Source organism: Alishewanella sp. HL-SH06, from assembly GCF_052656265.1.
In genome coordinates this window covers 2,754,045-2,776,286 of record NZ_CP199752.1, presented here as the reverse complement: position 1 = coordinate 2,776,286, position 22,242 = coordinate 2,754,045, and the positions used below count along the sequence as shown (strand labels likewise).

18 protein-coding genes and 1 pseudogene are annotated in these 22,242 nt (G+C 46.4%); 10 read left to right on the top strand and 9 right to left on the bottom strand.

Translation table 11 applies throughout. The features are described 5' to 3' along the window. Window positions 1-31: 31 nt before the first annotated feature. From ACUJFK_RS12715 to chrA, 3 genes are all read left to right on the top strand, one after another. The gene (locus ACUJFK_RS12715; protein WP_445425104.1) at window positions 32-1,036 is read left to right on the top strand and encodes an ArsJ-associated glyceraldehyde-3-phosphate dehydrogenase; all 1,005 of its coding nucleotides are present in this window, start codon (window positions 32-34) and stop codon (window positions 1,034-1,036) included. A gap of 23 nt (window positions 1,037-1,059) precedes the next feature. Continuing rightward, a complete protein-coding gene (gene arsJ / locus ACUJFK_RS12710; RefSeq protein WP_445425103.1) occupies window positions 1,060-2,277 on the top strand; it encodes an organoarsenical effux MFS transporter ArsJ in 1,218 nt (405 codons plus the stop codon). Between the two features lie 633 nt (window positions 2,278-2,910). Then, window positions 2,911-4,107 (top strand): chromate efflux transporter, encoded by a 1,197-nt coding sequence (gene chrA / locus ACUJFK_RS12705; RefSeq protein ID WP_445425102.1) that lies wholly within the window; start codon window positions 2,911-2,913, stop codon window positions 4,105-4,107. 3 nt (window positions 4,108-4,110) lie between these two features. On the opposite strand, the pseudogene ACUJFK_RS12700 reads toward chrA, so the two are convergent. The 5 genes and pseudogenes from ACUJFK_RS12700 to ACUJFK_RS12680 form a co-directional block, all read right to left on the bottom strand. Continuing rightward, window positions 4,111-5,968: pseudogene (locus ACUJFK_RS12700) on the bottom strand (M1 family metallopeptidase). A 144-nt stretch (window positions 5,969-6,112) separates the two neighbouring features. After that, window positions 6,113-6,463 (bottom strand): hypothetical protein, encoded by a 351-nt coding sequence (locus ACUJFK_RS12695; protein ID WP_445425101.1) that lies wholly within the window; start codon window positions 6,461-6,463, stop codon window positions 6,113-6,115. A 3-nt stretch (window positions 6,464-6,466) separates the two neighbouring features. Next, entirely contained in the window at window positions 6,467-6,832 is a 366-nt protein-coding gene (locus ACUJFK_RS12690) for a thiol-disulfide oxidoreductase DCC family protein (protein ID WP_445425100.1), read from the bottom strand. Between the two features lie 4 nt (window positions 6,833-6,836). Continuing rightward, a complete protein-coding gene (locus tag ACUJFK_RS12685) occupies window positions 6,837-7,247 on the bottom strand; it encodes a DUF3429 domain-containing protein (protein WP_445425099.1) in 411 nt (136 codons plus the stop codon). 138 nt (window positions 7,248-7,385) lie between these two features. Continuing rightward, window positions 7,386-8,729, bottom strand: coding sequence for a tetratricopeptide repeat protein (locus ACUJFK_RS12680; RefSeq protein WP_445425098.1), 1,344 nt, complete (start codon window positions 8,727-8,729; stop codon window positions 7,386-7,388). 592 nt (window positions 8,730-9,321) lie between these two features. On the opposite strand from ACUJFK_RS12680, the gene ACUJFK_RS12675 reads away from it, so the two are divergent. Genes ACUJFK_RS12675 through ACUJFK_RS12665 form a run of 3 tightly spaced genes read left to right on the top strand, consistent with a single transcriptional unit; the run spans window position 9,322 to window position 11,410 of the window. Further along, entirely contained in the window at window positions 9,322-9,888 is a 567-nt protein-coding gene (locus ACUJFK_RS12675) for an Hcp family type VI secretion system effector (protein WP_445425097.1), read from the top strand. Window positions 9,889-9,923: 35 nt separating this feature from the next. Then, entirely contained in the window at window positions 9,924-10,829 is a 906-nt protein-coding gene (locus ACUJFK_RS12670; RefSeq protein WP_445425096.1) for an Hcp family type VI secretion system effector, read from the top strand. Window positions 10,830-10,864: 35 nt separating this feature from the next. Continuing rightward, entirely contained in the window at window positions 10,865-11,410 is a 546-nt protein-coding gene (locus ACUJFK_RS12665) for a PEP-CTERM sorting domain-containing protein (protein WP_445425095.1), read from the top strand. 99 nt (window positions 11,411-11,509) lie between these two features. Here ACUJFK_RS12665 and ACUJFK_RS12660 read toward each other — a convergent pair whose 3' ends face one another. Continuing rightward, window positions 11,510-11,914 carry a YccF domain-containing protein gene (locus ACUJFK_RS12660; RefSeq protein WP_445425094.1) on the bottom strand — a complete coding sequence of 135 codons (405 nt, stop codon included), beginning with the start codon at window positions 11,912-11,914 and terminating at the stop codon, window positions 11,510-11,512. 341 nt (window positions 11,915-12,255) lie between these two features. Here ACUJFK_RS12660 and ACUJFK_RS12655 point away from each other — a divergent pair, with 341 nt between their 5' ends. Genes ACUJFK_RS12655 through ACUJFK_RS12645 form a run of 3 tightly spaced genes read left to right on the top strand, consistent with a single transcriptional unit; the run spans window position 12,256 to window position 16,903 of the window. Then, on the top strand, window positions 12,256-12,792 hold the full coding sequence (locus tag ACUJFK_RS12655) for a TetR/AcrR family transcriptional regulator (RefSeq protein WP_306178133.1): 537 nt from the start codon (window positions 12,256-12,258) through the stop codon (window positions 12,790-12,792). Further along, window positions 12,792-13,850, top strand: a complete 1,059-nt coding sequence (locus tag ACUJFK_RS12650) for an efflux RND transporter periplasmic adaptor subunit (RefSeq protein ID WP_445425093.1) — start codon at window positions 12,792-12,794, stop codon at window positions 13,848-13,850. Before ACUJFK_RS12655 ends, ACUJFK_RS12650 begins: the two co-directional genes overlap by 1 nt. Before the next feature lie 11 nt (window positions 13,851-13,861). After that, window positions 13,862-16,903 (top strand): efflux RND transporter permease subunit, encoded by a 3,042-nt coding sequence (locus ACUJFK_RS12645; protein WP_445425092.1) that lies wholly within the window; start codon window positions 13,862-13,864, stop codon window positions 16,901-16,903. A 42-nt stretch (window positions 16,904-16,945) separates the two neighbouring features. Here the strand turns inward: ACUJFK_RS12645 and ACUJFK_RS12640 are convergent, their stop codons facing one another. From ACUJFK_RS12640 to ppnP, 3 genes are all read right to left on the bottom strand, one after another. Beyond that, window positions 16,946-17,260 (bottom strand): TraR/DksA family transcriptional regulator, encoded by a 315-nt coding sequence (locus tag ACUJFK_RS12640; RefSeq protein WP_445425091.1) that lies wholly within the window; start codon window positions 17,258-17,260, stop codon window positions 16,946-16,948. An 85-nt stretch (window positions 17,261-17,345) separates the two neighbouring features. Continuing rightward, window positions 17,346-19,157, bottom strand: a complete 1,812-nt coding sequence (locus ACUJFK_RS12635; RefSeq protein WP_445425090.1) for an ABCB family ABC transporter ATP-binding protein/permease — start codon at window positions 19,155-19,157, stop codon at window positions 17,346-17,348. Between the two features lie 20 nt (window positions 19,158-19,177). Continuing rightward, window positions 19,178-19,459: a pyrimidine/purine nucleoside phosphorylase gene (gene ppnP, locus ACUJFK_RS12630; protein ID WP_306178137.1), complete on the bottom strand. Its 282-nt coding sequence runs from the start codon at window positions 19,457-19,459 to the stop codon at window positions 19,178-19,180. 184 nt (window positions 19,460-19,643) lie between these two features. Between ppnP and ACUJFK_RS12625 the strand changes: the two genes are divergently transcribed. Further along, window positions 19,644-22,229, top strand: coding sequence for an ExeM/NucH family extracellular endonuclease (locus tag ACUJFK_RS12625; protein WP_445425089.1), 2,586 nt, complete (start codon window positions 19,644-19,646; stop codon window positions 22,227-22,229). Window positions 22,230-22,242: the final 13 nt, after the last annotated feature.

The window sequence follows — 22,242 nt, the reverse complement described above, 5'->3', positions numbered from 1 at the left end:
GAATAATGTTAATGAAAAACAGGACAGCATAATGACAATTAAAGTAGGAATTAATGGTTTTGGCCGCATCGGCCGCTTAGCACTGCGCGCAGCCTTTGACTGGCCTGAGTTTGAATTTGTGCAAATTAACGATCCGGCGGCCGATGCGGCCACCTTTGCGCACTTAGTTAACTTTGATTCGGTACATGGCCGTTGGCAACATGAGGCCACGGCCAATGAAGATGCCATGATAATCAAAGGGCAGCACATCAAGGTAACCGGCAATAAAGCCATTGCGGATACCGATTGGTCAGGCTGCGATGTCGTCATTGACGCCTCGGGGAAAATGAAAAGCCAAGCACTGCTGCAAGCCTATTTAGACCAGGGCGTAAAACGGGTGGTGGTCAGTGCCCCAGTCAAAGAAGCCGGCGTGTTAAATGTAGTGATGGGCGTAAATCAACATTTGTTTGATCCAGCGCTGCATCGCATTGTCACGGCGGCCAGTTGCACCACCAACTGTTTAGCCCCTGTGGTTAAGGTGATCCATGAACAATTGGGTATTAAGCACGGTGCCATTACCACCATCCATGATCTGACCAATACCCAATCGATTTTAGATACACCGCATAAAGATCTGCGCCGAGCACGCGCCTGTGGCAGCAGTTTAATTCCCACTACAACAGGTTCAGCAACGGCCATTACCGAGATCTTCCCTGAATTAAAAGGGCGCTTAAATGGTCATGCCGTGCGGGTGCCACTGGCGAATGCGTCACTAACCGATTGTGTCTTTGAAGTAGAGCGTGCCACCACAGCAGAAGAAGTGAATGCGCTACTTAAAGCGGCAGCAGAGGGTGAGTTGGCCGGTATTTTAGGTTATGAAACACGGCCTTTAGTGTCTGTAGATTACAAAACCGATCCGCGTTCGAGCATTATTGATGCGCTTTCCACCATGGTGGTAAACGGTACCCAAGTAAAAATTTATGCATGGTATGACAACGAATGGGGCTATGCCAATCGCACCGTTGAGTTAGCCAAATTAGTTGGCTTGGCCAAATAAGCCATTTTGCAGCAGAGAGCAGCATGAACGCAGATGTACGGCAATATTTAATTGTAACCGGTAATTACTGGGCTTTTACCTTAACTGATGGGGCGCTGCGCATGCTAATTGTGCTGCACTTTTATCATTTAGGGTATACCCCGCTGGCCATCGCTTCGCTGTTTTTGTTTTATGAGTTTTTCGGCATTGTAACGAACTTGACCGGTGGATGGTTGGGCGCCCGCATCGGTTTGAACAAAACCATGAATATCGGGCTGTTCTTACAGATCATTGCACTGAGTATGCTGTTGCTACCAGCAGAGCAGTTAACGGTGCTCTGGGTAATGGCCGCGCAGGCGGTGTCGGGGATCGCGAAAGATTTAAATAAAATGAGCGCGAAAAGTGCCATTAAGTTGTTGTTACCCGAGGATGCACAAGGAGCATTATATAAATGGGTAGCAATATTAACCGGTTCGAAGAACGCGCTAAAAGGCGTCGGCTTTTTCTTGGGGGGCGTGCTGTTAGCTTCCTTTGGTTTTCAGGGCGCGATGGCCCTGATGGCAGCTATGTTGCTCGTGGTCTGGTTAGGCAGTTTAGTGCTGTTAAAACAGGACTTGGGCAAGAAAAACTTTAAACCGAAATTTACGGAGCTGCTGTCGAAAAGCGCCAGTTTAAATTGGTTGTCGGCCGCACGGTTTTGCTTATTTGCCTCGCGTGATGTTTGGTTTGTTATCGCGTTACCGATTTACCTCTCGACCAGCGCAGGTTGGCCACAAAGCGCTGTGGGCGCTTTTCTGGCGTGTTGGGTGATTGGTTATGGCGCCATGCAGGCCTTTACGCCAGCACTCACACGCAGCAGTAAAAAAGCGCCACCGGCTGCGGGCACTGCGCTTAATTGGGCGCTGGTGCTTGGCGTGATGCCTTGGTTAATTGGTTTGGCTATGCTGTTTAGCGGTGAGCCATTATGGTCGTTGTTGATCGGCTTAATGTTATATGGCGTGGTGTTTGCAATTAACTCCAGCTTGCATAGCTATTTGATTGTGGCCAGTGCTAATCGTGATGGGGTGTCACTCGATGTGGGCTTTTACTATATGGCCAATGCCGCTGGGCGCTTAGTGGGAACTTTGCTGTCGGGCTGGGCGTTTCAGACTTATGGTTTACTGGCGTGTTTGTGGCTATCTGGTTTGTTGCTGCTAGGCGCGGTGCTATGCACTTGGGCGTTAAAGCGGCATCAGCAAACGCTGGCAGATGTTCAAACCTAACGAGGCGTTCTAATAGATAGGTTAAATCAAACCGCCAGGCTGCTTGCAGCCGATATTGCACACAAAGACGCTGTAAATACGTCCTTGTAAGCTCCTGTCCGGCATCCATGCCGGACACGCTTTGTTTAGCAATATCGGCTCGCTGCCTGGCTGCATAAGTTTTATTTATTAGCTCGCGGCAAGCTAAATAGCAGAGATTTGCTGCATTCTAGAGGTGCAATTGTTGATGATGCACGAAAATCGAACGAGGTGGTAAATGCATAGTACACTTTGACCGAGGGCGTGTTTTTCATGGATGAAAAACAGGAGCCCCCATGGATGGGTTCACGGCGTCCCTCGGCAAAGTTGTGCGGCGCGTTTAGCCACCGGATGTGCTAATCTCAAACCTACGTAACTTTAAGTAACAGCAGATTCAAGATCGGCGCAAAGCCCTTGGGGAGTTTTTTCACCAAGTAGAAGAGGCGTTCTAATAGATAGGTTAAATCGAACCGCCAGGCTGCTTGTAACCCATATTGGACATATATCCACAGAGTGCCCCGACAAAGTTGTACGGCGCGTTTAACCGCCGGATGCTCAGATCAAGACGATCACAAAGAGCCATCAGCATTAAACGAGAAAATAGCGATTAACCCTATGACCGAGAAACCACACAGCAGCTTCTGGAGTTTATTCCGGATATTTTTAGTGCTTGGCCTGACCTCCTTCGGTGGCCCGTTAGCACATCTGGGGTATTTTCGCACCGAGTTTGTAGAGAAGCGCAAATGGCTCAGCGAGCGTGATTATGCTGAATTGGTTGCGCTATGCCAATTTCTGCCCGGCCCAGCCAGTAGTCAGGTCGGCCTTGCTATAGGCTTATTGCGAGGCCATTACCGTGGCGCCTTAGCCGCTTGGTTAGGCTTTACCTTACCCTCCGCCATACTACTCATTGCCTTTAGTATAAGCTTACCCCTTTTACAAAGCGCGCTCACGCAAGGTGTGTTGCATGGTTTAAAGCTGGTAGCCGTTGCCGTCGTTGCCCATGCCGTCTGGGGCATGGCAAAAACCCTGTGTAATACCAAAACAAAAATCAGCATTATGACCATCAGTACATTGCTGCTATTAGTATTCCCGCTTGTTTGGTTACAACCTCTGGTAATTGTACTTGGCGCCTTCTTAGGCTATCTGTGCTTAGCACCAGAGCCGAGCAGCAGCAACGCCTTACCCTTAAAGATATCAAGTACTGCCGCCAAAGGCTTTGGGCTACTGTTTCTGCTGTTGTTAATCGGCTTGCCGTTATGGGTACAGTTGTATCCCAGCGCTGCGTTAGCGCTGTTTGAATCCTTCTACCGGGCCGGTGCCTTAGTGTTTGGTGGCGGCCATGCAGTATTGCCGTTATTACAAGCTGAAGTGGTGCCAAATGGCCTAGTGGATGCTGACACCTTTTTAGCCGGCTATGCCGCTGCACAGGCGGTGCCAGGCCCACTCTTTACCTTCGCGGCTTTTCTTGGGGCTGCAAATACCGGCCCAGTTTCGGGTGTCAGTGGCGGGGTATTAGCCCTGTTAGCCATCTTTTTACCGTCATTTTTAGTGCTGGCAGCGGTATTACCCTATTGGCAGCAATTGCGCAGCTCTGCCACCATCAGCCGAGTGATGGCCGGGGTAGGGGCTAGCGTTACTGGTATTTTATTGGCGGCCTTGTATCAGCCGATTTGGCAAAACAGTATCTTTAATGTTGTTGATCTGGCTATTGCACTTGGTGGGTTTGTGGCGTTGCAGTTTTGGCGCCGGCCAGCTTGGCAACTGGTGCTGGCTGGCGGCGCTTTGGGGGCGCTATTAACGCTAATTGGCTGAGGCTTAGTTAGCGAGTTTTAAGATCTCATCAACACTGCCTTGGGCTAGAGGATGATAGCCAGGGCGAGCCTGCTGATACACTTTGCGTGCCAGTGCCAACCCCTCTGGCGTGCTGGCCAGTTGTTTATACAGCGGCAAAATCAGCTTACGCCGACCAATTTTCAGCAAATAGCCCTCAAGTGCCGGTAACACCGCGGTGTAATTAGTTTTTAACGCCAACAAAAACCAAGCATGGGCAATTTCACTATTACTCGATTGCGTCAGCGCAAAGGCACTGTCTAACTGTTGCAATTGCCCAAGGTTGATATCAAGTGGCAAGTTATTAATAAAATACAGCCATTCGTGCACCGTCCACTCGCTGGTGGGGATCTCGGTAAGGGCAGTTAAGCCAGAGCGCCAAGCATTGCTGTATTGCTGCACGCGTAAAAACGCATCCGACTGCGGCTTAGGCGAGCTGGCAGGCAAACCGCTGCCGTGGATCCACTCTTGCACCTCTGCAGTGCTGACTTTACCCGGGTGTACTTGCAGTAAATTCGCGGTTAAATAACGCTCAAACTCTGCGGTGGTAATACTTTCAAAGGCATGGTCGGCAAAGTATTGGCGCACAAAAGGATCGAATACCGCACGGCCAAAGCGCTGTTCTAAAAACATCAAAAATAGTTGGCCTTTGGTGTAGGGTACGCCAGTAAAGGCATCGTCTGGATCACGGCCTTTTAAATCCAGATAAAGCTGTGTGTCATCAGCGGCTAGGCTGGGCAGCTCTTTCATTAAATCTTGCACCGATAAGGCCTGCTCCATTAGCGCACGATCAGTGCCAAACACCTGCTCCATAATGCGGTTTTCCACATAAGAGGTGAAGCCCTCATTTAGCCACAGATCTTGCCAAGTGGCATTGGTCACTAAGTTACCGGACCAAGAATGCGCTAACTCATGCGCAATTAAATTCACTAAACTGCCATCGCCAGCCACCACTGTGGGGGTAATAAACGACAGCACTGGGTTTTCCATACCACCAAACGGGAAGCTGGGCGGTAAAATCAATAAATCATACCGACCCCAACGGTACTCGCCGTAGAGCTGTTCTGTGGCGGCAATCATTTGTTGGGTACTGGCAAATTCTTTAGCCGCGGCCTCTAAAATATAAGTTTCGGCATAAATGCCGGTTTGCTCGCTCATCGCTTTAAAGTGCAAATCACCGACAGCCAGCGCTAGCAAATACGGCGGGATGGGGTGTGGCATGTTAAAGCGATAATCACCGCTGCGCTCGGCGCTTGGTGAGTTGGGCGCGCTCATCACCGCCAGCAGTTCAGGATCGGTTTGAATACGTGCCGTGTAAGTTAAGCGCAGTGCGGGGCTATCTTGAATTGGGATCCAGCTTCTGGCATGAATAGCTTGATTTTGACTAAACATAAACGGCTGCGTTTTACCGGCGGTTTGCGCTTTACTCAGCCACTGTAATCCTGATGCGGCCGGAGTAGATTGGTATTGAACACGAATTCTCTTCGGTTGAAACCCCGGTGTAATGGTCAATTTACTGCCCAGTACCGCATCACGCGCGGCCAACTGAAAAGGCACTTGTCGCCACTGGCCATCAGCACGACGGGCATACACCTTTTTAATGTCTAAATCGCGGGTATCGAGCAGAATCTGATTACGCTCTTTTTGTTGCCAATCCAGTGTCAGCTCCGCAAAACCGATTAAGGCCTGCTTTTGAAAAATCGACCTGTAAATCTAAGTACAAATGGCTAACGCGAACATCTTCTAGGTTGGCATAGGTATAACTATCCTTGGCCTGAGCGGTTTGTATAAAAAGGCTGGTGAATAACATTAAGCACACGAATAACAGCGGGCGCACAAACATAGCGGTTCCTGCAAGAACATCAAAACGAAGAACAACAGTGTACGGCCAAAGCTGGCGCCAATACAAGACGGCTATCTGTCTGCTCAGCTAACTAAACTGCGTAAGGACGCATGGTAAATTTTTTGCGCTAAAGCTAGGTGATGCTTAGTCAGTTTCGGTTTGCTGCTCCAGCAGCAAGCTATCTCGCTCTTGCTCGGTCAGGATGCCGGTTAGCAGCGTTTTGCGACGCAGCCGGCGCATGCTGTCACTGTCTTCGAGCAAGGCCCGTTTGAAGATCTCTGGTTCATGCATCATCGTTAAAATACTGTGCCAACGAATATAACCCCAATGCTTAATTAAACCGGTTTGATAGCGCAGTTCTAACTTTTCAAGTAGGGGGATGGCCAGCTGAGGATTGGCCAACAGTTTATCAGCAATACGCGCATGTAATTGCAGTAACTGCCAGTCGGATTGTTGCTGCGCTTTGGTGCGCACACGATGACGAGGAGGACGCATTGGCTATTTTATCTCACACTGGCCGTCTGTGCAGTTTAAGCGTTTGCGCGCCCAATACTGATAAGCCCAATTGGCGATGGGGCGAATTAACGGAAAAGCCAAAATAGCGGGTAATAGCCTTAAACCGGCGAGTCGCCAATAAAAAAGTGTGGCAGTTAAACCTACCTGAAATTGCTGGCCATCCCAAACATGAATTTGCTGCATCATTTGCATTTTACTGGCGCCGTTAAAGCCTGTGAAATCGGGCTGGCTAATATCCACCAGTTGCATTTTTCCCTTTAGCTTAGGGCCTAACCAATTGATTTCATGCCGACACAACTTACAGCTACCATCAAAAAATAAGGCGGCTTGGTTCTGGCTGACTGACATTGCGTTATCCATAAAAATAAAAATACCCAAGATGACAACTGACCACTACTGCAGTCAACTGATAACGTAACTGACGATAACTGCGCTGATAATGTTGGCTTATACCAGAAAAATGTTCATAAAAGCTTAGTGTTAAAAATAAGCCCGCTTGGATCAGCACACTGTAAGCAGGAAGCAGAGCTAAGGCTAAAAAACTAACCACGGGGAAACTAACCGCGGCTAAGGCTTGCTGTGTAGCCGCCTTAGGCTGATGTAATACCGGCCATAAAACGCCTGCCATAAAACCTAAAATTAAACAGCTATAAAACTGAAATAACAACATGGCTTGTGCGGGGGCTATAAGCGGCCAGACTAAGCTAACAACAGGCAGTAACAAAAAGGGAATTAAACCAGCATAGCCAAGCAGGCGGATCATACGTTTCTCCTCATACAGGCTTCAATCTACGCTATACGCGTAACAGGCGATCAAAAGTCGAGGGCTCAATAGTACTTTTACTTTTTTTGTGTTGGCTATTGGTTAAGCTAGAGCGAGTCAGTGGTCATTTAGTGTTGTCTATTTGCCTGGTTTTTGCGCCACAATTAGCGCCCCCGAGACGGCTCTACCTTTTTCTAAGCGTGGCACAATGTTTTCTATTGTACATAGAGTAAAACCTGCCAACTGCAACGCCGTATTGATATAGGCTTTAGTGTGACTGTAACGACCATTACGCTGCAGGTAATAATCATTGCTGTTAACGGTAGTACTATGTTGTTCAACGCTAAAAATAAAATAACCGTGAGGCTTAAGCACACGCAGTGTGGCAGAAAAGGCGCTGTGCAACTCCCCAAAGTAGACAAAAGTATCGGCACAAATGACACAATCAAATGGTTTAACCGTTTTTGACATGAACTCAACTAACTCCGCTTCATGCAGTTCCTTATAAAGGTTAAGTTTTGCAGCTTGAGCTAACATTTTGGCAGATAAATCTACGCCAATAAGAGCCCGACAAACGGGTTTAATGAATTCAGCACAAAGCCCAGTGCCGCAACCAAGATCAAGAATATCGTGCTGTGAGCTGGCCGGAGAAAGACTGCTGAGTACTTTTTCACCAATAAGTTGCGGCACTTGGTATTCCAGTTGCGCCAAGGACAGATTAAAACTGGCAGAATAGTGATCAAAGGTTTGTTTGATGTAATTATCGGCGGCTCTAAGCGGTGGAGTATTTTGTGCATAGGCGGCGAGAAGGTGCTGAGCAATGGCATCCTCTGGCCTATGTTCGATAAGGTTTTGTAAGGTTTCGATAGCTGCTGCTGTTTGACCTAACTCGGCTAAAACGTAGGCCAGTTGCTTCGTTGCTTGATGGTGCAACGGCTCTAACATTAACACTTGCATAAACGAAGATTTAGCCAGTTCAAACTGTTGCAGGTCAATCTGAATATTCCCAAGATTATAATGAGCAATCACATGCTGTGGTTCAAGCGCTAAGGCGCGATGAATCAGATGAAGTGCTTCTTGTGTTTGCTTGGTTTGCTTGAAAATGATCGCCAGATTAATCAGCGTATTGGTGTGGTGGGGGGCAATGCTCAGTAGCCGAGTGTAAAGCGCTTGGGCTGCTAGCAGATCGCCCGTTTCTTTGTAAATATTAGCCAAATTATTCATCGCATCAGCATAATGTGGTGCGATTACCAGCGCCCGCTTTATGTTGGATAGCGCTTCATTCACTTGCCCTGTTTGATAATACGCTAAGCCTAAATAGTGCAGTGCGTCAGGTTGCGTGGGTGCTAAGCGTAAAACCTTTTTATAGGCTGCAGTAGCTTGTGTCAGGTTGCCTTGTTTATGCAGCGCTCTCGCTAATTCTAAATTATGCGTGATCTTATTGTTTTTAGTTTGCGACATGATCAGGCTCGTTACTGACATTATTGACACCTTATCCTAAGGCGTTATCAATTTACAGTTAAGTTCTTTTAATGTTTCAAATATAGCCAAAATCAGGAGGGGAATAATTTAAAAAGTGAGTACAAACTATAATATTTAATATGCTATATGAGGTTACTCTTTAGTGTTTATTTTGTGAAGATAAATAAATCCCAGCCTGATTATCTCTCTTTCATACTTCATGTAAAAAAATGTCATTAAATTTATATCTTATTTTCTGACGTGGTTATTTTCCTCTGAATTTTCTAAAAAATATAAACTAGCATAAAAATATTGTCAGCTTTCTTTACAGTGTTGTGTTGCCATTTTCGCTTACTTTTTTAAGCTGCTAATTTAGTGAGCTTTAATTTTAGTGGCATTAAATATGCGTGTAAAAATAGTGTTTAGGAAATAAAAAAATTATTTTTATGGTGATATTGAATTTGAGGAGTATGTCTAGTGCTATTTCAAATCTTTTTTTAATATCACTTAAAATAATATTGGCAATTTCTTTCTTGGATGAAATTAACATTTCATTCGCATTAATAGTTGAGGTGTATAGAACGTTCACTTCATCTCCTGCTTAGGATAATTTATGAAAACAATAAATCCACTCTCAAAAAGTTTACTCACCATTGTTACTGCCACTAGCTTATTACTGACGCCTATCGTTAGTTACGCTGCCGTTGATATATTTTTAGAAATGGATGGTATTGTTGGTGAAACGCAAGACGCGAAAAACAGTGGTGCCATGGATATTCTGGCTTGGTCAGAAGGGTTATCCAATTCGGGATCAACGCATTTGAGCGCCGGTGGCGGGGCGGGTAAAGCCAGTTTTACAGATCTTACTTTTACTAAATATTTGGACAGTGCCAGTCCGGCATTAAGATTGTTAGTGGCAAATGGCGGTCGTGTCGAAAAGGCAACCTTAATAGCAAGAAGAGCGGGTGGCAGTGCGACGCAATATTTTAAGATAGAAATGAAAAATGTCATAGTTACGTCGTTTTCTGCCGGAGGCAGTGGTGGCGAAGATAGGCTGACTGAAAATGTGTCATTGAATTTCGCTGAAGTCACCTGGACCTATTATCCTATTGATAGATTTGGCAATCCGTTAGCGCCAATTTCGACAGGTTGGAATATCGCGGCAAATGTACAGCTATAACCAATCAGTAACCCCAATTATGAGGAGTTAATCACATGAGGTTATTGATAAATAGCTTTTATAGCCTGTCATGGTTATTGGCCGGGCTGTTAGTGACTTTTTCCGGTTTTGCTGTGGCTGAAGTTCTTAATGATCAAATCATTATTGATGATAAAAACTTTACTTTAGTGAGTTCGCGCCGAGTGACCCGTACCGTCAGTGAATATCGATTACGCGCCTTGGCGCAAAATGTCTCGGCTGTTGATTTAACGAACGTGAAAGCCAGTTTAGTCTCAGCCCCAAGCAGCATATCAATTATTCAAGGAAACGTGGAGTTTGGTGCTATTACGGCCAATAGCAGTGTATCAAGTAGTAATGACTTCACTATTCAAATCAATGTACGCCAAGCTTATACCTTAGCGGATCTTGTTTGGAGAATTGAAGGCGATTTGCCACCACCACCAACCCCGCCGTCCCGCAGTCCAACAGCAGTGGGTATCTTTATGAAGATTGATGGGCCTGCCATTAAAGGTGAGGTAGAAAGTTCAAGCCATAAAGAGTGGATCCAAGTATTAGCCTGGAGTGAGGGAGCAAGTAATTCAAGTACCACCCATGTTGGCGGAGGGGCTGGGGCAGGCACGTTTAATCTTGGTAATGTTAACGTTACCAAATACTTAGATGCAGCAAGTAATCCGCTGAGATTAGCGATTGCCAAAGGCGAGCTTTTTGATGAGGTGCAAATCGATGTTATTAAGCAATGTGGCACAAGTTTGTATACGCAATATGCCATTACGTTAAGTAACGTTTTGGTGGTCGGGCTAAGCAGTAGTAGCAGTGGTGGAGAAGATCGTTTAACCGAAAATGTTGCTTTTAATACGGCGACGATTCAAACGATGTATACCCCAGTAGGTGATAAATGTCTTTTTCAGCAACCCATATATTCCATTCAGTCTTATAACTGATTTAAGCGGAATAGATGAATTACGGGAATTTAAAAATGCAGATAAAAAAAATAATCACGACGTTAACCTGTTTCGTGATGCTGAGCTTTCAGCCCGCATTTGCGGCGTTGATTAGCGGCACGGCGACCAATATAACCGGGACAACCTGGGAATCGCGTTATACTATTACCAACAACTTATTGTTGGATATAAATTGGTTTACGCTTTACTTTGATGCTACTCAATATGCCAATTTAGTTTATATACCTACTGCGGAATTTGGACCAGATTGGGAAATATTTACCTATGATTTTGATTTTGGAGACGATGGTTATATTGACGTTTATTCAAACTTTACAGCAATTACTGTTGGTCAAAGCGTCTCAAATTTTGTGGTTCAATATTCTTACTTTGGAATAGGCCTGCCGAGTTTGCAGCAATTTGAAGTGTATGATGAGCAATTGATAGATCCTTTATCTGCTCCTATTGCTGCTGGTGATATTGCCATCGCGGCAGTTCCTGAGCCGGGCTCCTTGTACTTGTTCGGGTTGGGGCTTTTGGCTTTTGCCGCTTATCGTATAAGGCAAGTGCGATTAAACTAACCGTTAAAGTGTATTTACAGTACTCACCATACCCCCAATTAATTGGGGGTATTTTTTCATGCAAACTAAGTGACTTAAACCGAACATAATTAAGTCAATTTAACGCCCCACGATGCCTTTACCAATGGGCGCGATACTTAAACCGGCTAATTTTAAGTGCTGGATGCCAAAAGGGATACCAATAATACTAAGGAAGCAAACCAAGGCATGCATTAAGTGGCCAATGGCCAGCCAAATACCAAAGAAGATAAACCAGATAATATTGCCCAGAGTGCCAAAAGCCGAGGTGCCAAAATCCTCTACGCGGTTAATATAGCGACGATTAATCGCATCGCGGCCAAAGGGCCAGAACGCCAATTTCCCCATGACAAAGCAGGCACGACCAAACGGAATGCCAATAATGCTAATAAAGCAAATTAAACCAATAATCCACCAGGCTAAGCCCATCACTAGCCCGCCGAGTAAAAACCATAAAATATTAAAAATTAACCGTAATACACTCATCTTGCGCTCCACAACCTCATTAAGTTCAATACCCTTGCCGTTCACGTGTCTGTGCACTTTGGCCGCTGACAAAACAAAGCGATAAATGTGCCAACTTTAAGTTATTGTTTATATTTGTTTTATTTTTAGCTTGTAATTTCCTAAGCGTATTTTTGTGTGTATTTAACCAGTTTATAGTAAAAATACCTAGGCACCTGTGGCACAACCCTAACCCGACAGTGTTGCCCAGATAGCGCTTAGCTGAGTCTGTGATAAAACTTTTACTGTACCAACTGGTCGGTTTGTGATTTTGCCGTTATACTATACCGACTAGACGGTTTTGATTTGAGGGTGCAGCAAACGTGAATAAAGCGCAAATTACCGTACAACAGATTTTACAAGCGGCATTAGCCGTTGCTGCAGAAAAAGGGCCGGGTAAGGTCACCTTGGATGCGGTGGCACAAGCCAGTGGCTTAAGTAAAGGTGGCTTGCTATACCACTTTCCGTCAAAAGAAGCTTTGCTCAGTGCCATGGTGCAATTTTTAGTGGATGATGCTGAGCACAGCCGCCAACAGTTTGTTGCAACAGAGTCTTCAAAATTAGCGGCTTTCTTAAAAGCGCGAGAGTGTTTCACTCAGCAATTAAGCAGTAATACCGCGATGGCTATCTTAGCGGCTGCAGCAGAGCAACCGGCACTGCTAAAGCCGTTGCAGCAACATAACCGTAAGGTATTTAACGACATTCTAGCTGAGCATCATCACAGTCCCGAAGTGATGTCATTATTGCTGGTCAGTGAAGCCTTAACCTTTCATCAGTTGCTGAACATTTCACCCTTGACCCCAGAACAACACAGTCAATTGGAAAATTATATGACGATTCGTGCACAGGAGCTAAGTTAATGAACCGCCCATCTTTTACTCTGATCAGCAGCGTACTTAGCCTGCTGATATTTCTCAGTGCTTGTTCCGACTCGGTAAGCCAAGAGTCAGCTACCACACTAACCACGGTGAAATTATATACCGTTAGCGGAGATGAACATGCCAACAGTCGCAGTTTTATTGGGCGAATTGATGCGGTCAGTACTGTCGATTTAGCCTTTCAAGTGGGCGGGCGTGTAACTGCTTTACCGGTGCAGCAAGGCGAAATTATTCCTGCAGGTGAGCTATTAGCGGCACTGGATAACACCGATTATCAACTGGCCGTGCAACAAGCCGAAGTGCAACTTGCTCAAGCGCAGCGAGATTTAGAGCGGGCTAAGCCACTGCGTAAACAAGGGATCTTAACCCCGTCGGCTTTTGACCAGTTACAAACTAATTTTGATATTGCGCAAGTTGCGTTGCAAAACGCCGAGCGTAATAGCCAGTACACGCAGTTAAACGCTCCTTTTGATGCGTTAGTTACACGCCGCTTAATCGAGCGTTATTCCACCGTTACGGCCGGTACACCCATTTTACGCGTGCAGAATGTCTCTGAATTACGCGTGCACATTAACGTGCCAGAGCAAATGATGCGCCAAGTGCAAGATAAAGCCGATTATGCGGTGTATGTGAAATTATCGGATGATAATGCCAGCCTTCACCCGCTTACTTACCGTGAGCATGCGACAGAAGTGGATGTGGTCACACAAACCTATCAAGTGTCTTTTGCTATGCCGCGACTCGCCGGTGAAAATTTATTGCCAGGCATGACGGTGACGGTGGTCACCGAGAACAATGCTGCTCAGAATAATATGTTGATCCCCGTCTCGGCATTAGATACTTCAACGCCAGAGCAATTCTATGTTTGGATTTATCAAGCCGAAACTCAGCAAGTCAGCAGACAACCGATCCAAGTCAGTCGGATCCACCAGCAGCAAGTTGAAGTGCTTTCCGGTTTAAAAGCCGGCGATCAGGTGGTCTCTGCGGGTATTTATCATTTACAAGACGGCCAAGTCGTGCGTCCGTTTGAAAAATATTAGGAGTCAACCGCATGAAAATGGCGAGTTATGCGATTGATAAACAGGTCAACACTTGGATGTTGATTATGCTTTGTTTTTTGGGGGGGCTTTGGGCGCTAAATACCATCGGTCGTTTAGAAGATCCGGCCTTTACCCTGAAAGAAGCCATGGTGATCACCTATTATCCTGGGGCGACGGCAACCGAGGTGGAAGAGGAAGTCACTGAGGTACTCGAATCGGCAGTGCAGCAATTACCGCAATTAAAGCGCGTGACGTCTAAATCCTTCCCAGGCAAATCTGAGATCCGTGTAGTGATCCAAGATACTTACAATGGCCCAGCCATGCCGCAAATTTGGGATGAGTTACGGCGAAAAATCAGCGATAGCAGTCGGTCATTGCCTGCCGGGGTAATGACGCCATCGGTCAATGACGATTTCGGTGATGTGTTTGGTATTTTTTATGCAGTCACTGCTGAAGGGTATAGCGATCGCGAGATCCGTGAGTTGGCCACGTTTTTACGGCGCGAAATGCTGATGGTGCCGGGTGTGGCAAAAGTACAAACCGCGGGCGAGCCACAAGAGAAAATTTATGTAGAGATTGCCCAAGAGCGGTTGCTGGGCATGGGCTTACCTTTAGATTTAGTGATTGGTACCTTACAAGCTGAAAATACCGTCGCGGCGGCCGGCTCTTTAGCCGTTGGCGATAAGCGTATCCGCTTAGTCAGTAAGCCTGGCTTAGATTCGATCAGTGCGATTGAGAACTTACGTTTAGGTAATTTGGGCTCCACTGAGCAACTGAGTATTTACGATGTTGCTAAAGTGAGTCGAGAAGAGGCGGAAACGCCGACACACTTGATCCGTCATAACGGCAAAGCGGCTTTTACGCTTGCCATTGCCGGCTTAAGTGATGCCAATATTGTCGATGTAGGTAATGCCGTTGATTTGCACCTAGCCTCTTTAACGCCGCGTATTCCACTGGGCATCGAGTTACAGCCGATCTACCAGCAACATATTGTGGTGGATAAAGCGATTAATGATTTTATTGTGAATTTATTAATTTCTGTGGTGATTGTGGTCGCCGTGCTGTGTTTAACCATGGGCTGGCGCGTGGGTATTGTTGTCGGCGGCACCTTATTGCTTACTGTGCTGGGCACCTTGTTCTTTATGCGTATATGGCAAATCGAAATGGAACGTATTTCGTTAGGTGCGCTGATTATCGCCATGGGGATGTTGGTTGATAATGCCATTGTGGTGGCCGAAACCATGCTGATAAATATGCAGCGAGGCATGGCATCACGCCAAGCTGCAGCGGAGGCGGCCAGTCGCACCCAAGTGCCGTTATTAGGTGCCACGGTTATTGGCATTATGGCCTTTGCCGGTATTGGCTTGTCGCCTGATAGCACGGGTGAGTTTTTGTTTTCGTTATTCGCAGTGATTGGTATTTCCTTATTATTAAGCTGGGTGTTGGCGATTACTGTTACCCCTTTGTTAGGTCATTATTTGTTTAAAGTGGCCGCAGACAGCGAGCAACGTGATCCTTATGCCGGTTTTGTTTATCAGCGTTATGCCAAAGTGCTCCGTTTAGCTTTGCAGCAGCGCGCTGCCACCATCGGTTTGCTGATGGTGCTTACTGTGATCAGCGTTATTGGTTTTGGCCAAGTTAAGCAGGTATTTTTCCCTGCCTCTAATACCCCGTTGTTTTACTTAAATTATTATTTACCGCAAGGCACCGATATTCGTGCCACCGAGCGCGATATTGCCGAAATAGAAAAGATTATTTTGGCCGAAGCGTCAGTGGAGTCGGTCAGTAGTTTTGTTGGCGCAGGTGCCAGCCGTTTTATGTTGACTTACGCACCCCAATTGCCGAATAGCGCTTATGGTCAATTGATCATTCGTACCAAGGAGCGAGATGCGATCCCGCCCTTGATGCAGTATTTGCGGAAAACTTTACCAGCTCAGTTCCCCAGCGCTGAAATTTATACTGAGCGCCTGATGTTCGGTCCCGGTACCGGGGCAAAGTTACAGGCTCGCATTTCTGGTAGTGATGAGGCCATTTTGCGGCAACTTGGTCAACAAGTGGCGGATATTATGCGTAATACCGACGGCGTGACCGATATCAGGCAAAACTGGCGGCAGCGTGAGTTGGTGATAGCGCCAGATTTTAATGAAGAGCGGGCCCGCATTGCCGGTGTTAATCGTACCGATTTAGCGCAAACTCTGGCTTTTGCCAGTGAGGGCTTAGTGAGCGGTGTGTATCGCGAGCAAGAAAAACAAATTCCTATTGTGGTGCGGCCACCGGCAGCAGAGCGATTTGATTTAGACAGACTAAATGACCGCATGATTTGGAGTAGCATCGATAACAGTTATATCCCGCTAACGCAGGTGATTAATGGTTTTGTTACCGAGCACGAAGAAGCGGTGATCCAAAGGCGTAATCGGGTACGCACTTTAACCGTTGAAGCAGAGCCCACCACGGCCATAACCGCCGATCAAGCCTTAAAGCGTTTGCGGGCGCCGGTTGAGCAATTAGTATTGCCACATGGCTATACGTTGGAGTGGGGAGGCGAGTATGAAAGCTCAGCGGAAGCACAAGCTTCATTAGGGAAACAATTGCCTTTAAGTTTTCTGGTGATGTTAGCTATTAGCATTTTGTTGTTTGGCTCCCTAAAACAACCCTTAGTTATTTGGTTAATTGTGCCGATGTCGATATGCGGTGTTAGTGCCGGGCTTCTGCTGACGGGCTTTCCTTTTGGTTTTACAGCGCTGTTGGGCTTTTTGAGTTTATCCGGCATGCTGATGAAAAACGCCATAGTGTTAGTTGACGAAATGGATTTGCAATTAAGCCAAGCAACGGATAAAGCTCAAGCCATTATTGATGCGAGCATCAGCCGGATCCGGCCGGTGATCTTAGCGGCATTAACCACTATCTTAGGTATGTTGCCGCTGATTTGGGATGCGTTTTTTAACAGTATGGCGATAACCATTATGGCCGGTTTGGCGTTTGCCACCGTGCTAACTTTGGTGGCAGTGCCGGTATTGTATTCGCTGGTGTTTAAAATCAAATTAGCCCGCTAATTGAATCTGTTGGTTGCTAACAGTGCGGCTTTTGCTGTGCTGTTAGTGGCTACAATTAACACAAAATGCGGTGGCGGGTAACGCTTCTAAGCGTGCTGGATTAATTTTTGCACCACAACGGGTACATTGGGCATAAACACCTTGCTCCATCCTTAGCAACGCCTGATTAATTTCAGCCAACTCTGCCTCGGCATGGTGTTTTAGGCTGGTTAGCACATCATCGTTTTCTCGCTCTTGTGCTTGCTCTGCAAAATCATGGCTGTGTTCTTTCGAGAGGTCTTGCTGCAGTGATATCTGCTGTCGCTCCAATTCCATTTTGCGTTGAATTAGGCGACGTTTGTATTCTTGAAATGGCATGATCTGCTCCTTGTCTCTGCGCTATCTTAAATTTAGCAGCACTTCGTTAAAAAAGCTTGATCTAGCACAAATAAACAGCAATGGCTTAGGTAGTAAGACGTGTCTGCTTGGCCTGTTGTTGCCACATTTGGGCATATTCCCCGGCTAAATCTAGCAACTGTTGATGGCTGCCTTGCTCAATCAATTCGCCCTGCCGTAAAACTAATATGCAATCAGCATCGGTAATGGTTGATAAACGATGAGCGATAACCACGCTGGTATGTTGTTTGGCGACTTCACGCATAGCCGCAACAATGCTTTGCTCCGCTAAGGAATCTAATGCCGAGGTGGCCTCGTCAAAAACTAAAATGGGCGAGCCTTTTAATAGCGCTCGGGCAATCGCAATGCGCTGTTTTTCACCGCCAGAGACCTTTAAGCCGCGTTCACCCACCAGAGTGCCATCACCTTGTGGCAAACTATCAATAAACTGGCGTAACTGGGCTAATTCAATAACCTGGGCAATCTCGCTGGCACTGGCCCCCGGTTTGGCATAGGCAATATTGTCTCGAATACTACTGTTAAATAACACCGTATCTTGCGGCACAATGGCAATCGCTTGGCGCAGAGAGTCGAGGGTTAGCCCCTTAATATCTTGCTGATCAATTAAAATGCGGCCGCCGCTCACATCGTAAAAGCGATACAGTAAGCGGGCAATGGTACTTTTACCCGCACCAGACGCGCCGACTATCGCCACTTTTTGGCCTGCGGCAACGGTAAAACTGAGATTATTGAGAATGGGGCGATCGGCCTGATAGGCAAAACTCACCTGCTCAAACTGAATACTGGCACCTTGGGTGACTAAGGATTTAGCATCCGCTTTATCGACAATGCTGCTTTTGCGTTGTAATAACCCCAGCATATTTTCTAAATCGGTTAACGCGCGTCGAATTTCACGATACACAAAACCTAAAAAATTTAACGGTAAAAACAGTTGGATCATGTAAGCATTCAGCATTACTAATTCACCGATACTCATTTCACCACTCACTACCTCGGCTGCGGCTAGCCACATTAATGCGGTAATAGCCGCGGCAATTAATAGTGCTTGGCCAGAGTTAAGTAAGAGCAGGCTTAAACGGTTTTTGAGTCGCGCTTGTTCCCAAGTGGCTAAAAAGCCATCGTAAACCTGTGCTTCATGCTGCTCATTATTAAAATATTTCACCGTTTCATAGTTAAGTAAGCTATCAACGGCACGGCTATTGGTGGTGTTATCCGCTTGATTCGCTTCACGAATAAACTTGTTGCGCCATTCCGTAATATACACGGTAAAAAAGATATACAGACTGACCGCTACAACGGTGATCAGCGCATACATTGGCGAGAACAGTAAGCTGAAAATCACGGCTACCGCCACGATTTCAAGTAAGGTTGGTACAATATTAAACATCAAAAAGCGCATTAAAAAGCTCAGGCCATTGCTGCCTCGCTCTATATCGCGACTGATGCCACCGGTTTGTCGGTCAAGGTGAAACGCTAATTCTAAACTATGCAGGTGTTTAAAAACTTTTAAACCTAATTGGCGCATGGCATGTTCGGTGACACGCCCAAACAGTGCATCCCGCACTTCACCAAAAAACACCATGCCAAAGCGCAGCGCACCATACAATAGTAATAACCAAACAGGAACAAGCAGTAATTGTTGGCGGTTGGCATCTACCGCATCGATAATTTCTTTTAAGGCCCAAGGCAATAGTAAGGTGGCGCTTTTGGCGGCAATAAGTGCCAGTAAGGCTAACAATACCCGCCCTTTAAAGGCCATTAAATAAGGCCAGAGGGTTTTAATACTCTGACCTAGCGGCATGGCGTAATCACGCTTTAACGGTTCAGTTTGTTTTGCGGCGCTTCGCATGCCTCGCATAGTACTCTCAGTAATTCAATTTACGCATAGGTACAAAGGTACGCGGTATCCTGTTGTACTTGCAATTGAAACTTCACGTTAGCTGCTACTTCAAACGCCTGACCTGATGTAAATGTCAGCCAATCATCACTGCCAGGCAGTTTTACGGTAAGAGCGCCGCTGATCACGGTCATCACTTCATGTTGGCTGGTACCAAATTCATATTCACCGGGTGCCATTACGCCGACCGTTGCAGGTAGCTTTTCGCCTTGAAAACCAATTGAGGCGACTTTGCCATCAAAATAATTGTTGACTTTAAACATCGTTAACTCCTTATATATCGGGCTGTTTAGTAAAACGGAAAAAAGCCCGTTTGTATAGCTTTTTTAGCTATTTAGATGTCTTGAAGTCTTTTTCTACTCAGTAAAGCATTCTTAAAAAGTTAATCAGATTGCCACATTCGTGGCTTAGTCTGCACAATCCTAATAACAGATCAGGGAATACCACGTGAAGAAAACACTTATTGCGGCAACACTCGCGCTTATTTTAGCGCCTGTTGCTCAAGCAGAGCTTTTTATTTCAGAGTATGTAGAAGGTTCAAGTTTAAATAAAGCACTAGAATTACATAACCCGGGCACTGCACCGATTAATTTAAGTGATTATCGGATCCGGATTTATTTCAATGGCGCGTTAACATCCAACGTTAATCAACAACTTAGTGGCAGCTTAGCCGCCGGTGAAACCTTTGTTTATGCTAGTTCTGCCTCTGCCGCAGCCATTTTAGCGGTGGCGAATATTACAACCGGAGCAAGTCTTTGGAATGGTGATGATGCTATTGTAATTGAAAAAAATGGTGTGGTTGTTGATAGTATAGGTACAGTGGGAGAGGATCCTGGTACTGCTTGGAACACCAATGGCGTGTCAACATTAGATAAAACGCTTCGTCGTAAGAGCGTGGTAAGAGATACCAATATCAGCGATGCTTTTGATCCCTCTGTTGAATGGATTCAATTTGATCGGGACGATTTTTCTGATCTGGGTATGTTTAATGGCACAGGCGCGCCAATTGATCCTGAAGAACCTGTCGATCCCGAGCCATTACCACCTTTAGTGTGTGGCGCAACCTTTACGCCCATTTCCGTGATTCAAGGCGTGGGTAATGCGAGCCCCTTAGTCGGCCAAACGGTAGTGGTAGAGGCGGTTGTCACACATACTTTACCCGGCTTACGTGGCTATATGATCCAAGCCAGTGATCTTGAACAAGATGCCGATCCGTTAACTTCCGAAGGCGTTTTTGTCTTTACCGATAATGCAAATCTGAATGTTACCGCAGGTCAACGTGTGCGCTTACAAGCACAAGTTGGCGAAGCCTTTAATAATACTCAGCTGCAGAATGTGGCTAACATGGTCGCTTGTGGCACGGCGCAACTGCCAAACGCCGTGACCGTGAGTTTGCCGGTCGCTTCATTAGATTATTTAGAGCGCTACGAAGGCATGTTGGTGCAGTTCGCGCAAGAGTTGACGGTAAACAGCAACTTTACCTTAGGCCGTTTTGGCGAGTTAGTGTTATCAAACGGTCGTCGTTACACACCGACTCAAGTCGTTACGCCAGGTGCCGCCGCACAAGCCTTAGCGGCTGAGCATGCCTTAAATCGCATTATGTTAGATGATGCCTCAACAGTGCAAAACGCTGCCACGGTCATTTATCCAGCACCGGGTTTAACGGCGATGAATACCGTGCGTGCCGGCGATACCGTCGTGGGCTTAACGGGTACCCTTTATTACAGCTTTAATGAATATCGTGTTAACCCCATTAATAGCGTGAATTTTGTCGCGACAAATCCGCGCACTGCGCAGCCTGAGCTCAGTGGCGATGGTAACGTGAAAATTGCTAGCTTTAACGTGTTGAATTATTTCAACGGTGACGGCTTAGGCGGTGGCTTCCCAACTGCGCGTGGCGCCGATAATCTGGTTGAGTTTGAGCGGCAGCGTGCTAAGATTTTAGCCGCATTAGCAGCGTTAGATGCTACTGTGATTGGCGTGATGGAGATCGAGAATGATGGTTTTGCAGAAACCTCAGCCATTGCTGATTTAGTGCGTGGTTTACAGCAAGTCAGTGGGCAAGACGATTGGCGCTTTGTCTCAGTTAACACGCCGGTGATTGGTACCGATCAAATTACTGTGGGCATGTTATATCGTGCTGATTTGGCAACGCCAGTCGGTGCAGCTCAAATATTAGACGAAACCAACTCTGCCACAGATACCAATGGCGTAGCGTTATTTAATACCCGCAGTAATCGCCCGATGTTGGCGCAGCGCTTTAAGCTCAACAGTAACAATGCTGAGTTTGCAGTGATGGTGAATCACCTTAAATCGAAAGGTTCAGCTTGTAGCGGTGATCCCGATCTCAATGATGGTCAGGGTAACTGTAATATCACACGGACGCGTGCGGCCGAAGCGGTAGGACAATTTGCCGCGCAGTACTTCAATGACACTCCGGCTTTGGTGATTGGTGATTTAAACTCTTATGCGAAAGAAGACCCGTTAACGGCCCTGGCTCGTGCCGGTTACGCTAACGTGTTTGATGTGTTAGAAAAAACACCGACCTACGGTTATGTGTTTGATGATTTGGCTGGCCAACTCGATCATGCCTTACTGAATGAGCCGGCACGCCGTTATTTGGTGGATGCGGCAGAATGGCATATCAATGCGGATGAACCAATCGTGCTTGATTACAACATTGAAAGTAAATCAACGCAGCAACGCAGCGATTTTTATGAACCAGACGCTTATCGCTCATCTGATCATGATCCGGTTATTGTGGCACTGGATCTGATTGCGCCTCTGGATATTGATTTAAACCTGATCAAAGTGAATCAAGGTAATGCTAAATCAGGTTCGAAACTGGTGCAGTTAAGTTGGAGCAGTGTGCAAACAGGCTTAACACTCTATCGCGATGGCGAAGTGGTGGCAGTGTTGAACAAGCCTGGTAAGTACAACAATCAATTTAAAACCAGTGCGCCAGCCGTTACATACACCTTATGTTATGACGCGACCGCACAGTGCTCTGCGCCATTGACCGTGCATTTCTAACATTGCTAAAGCG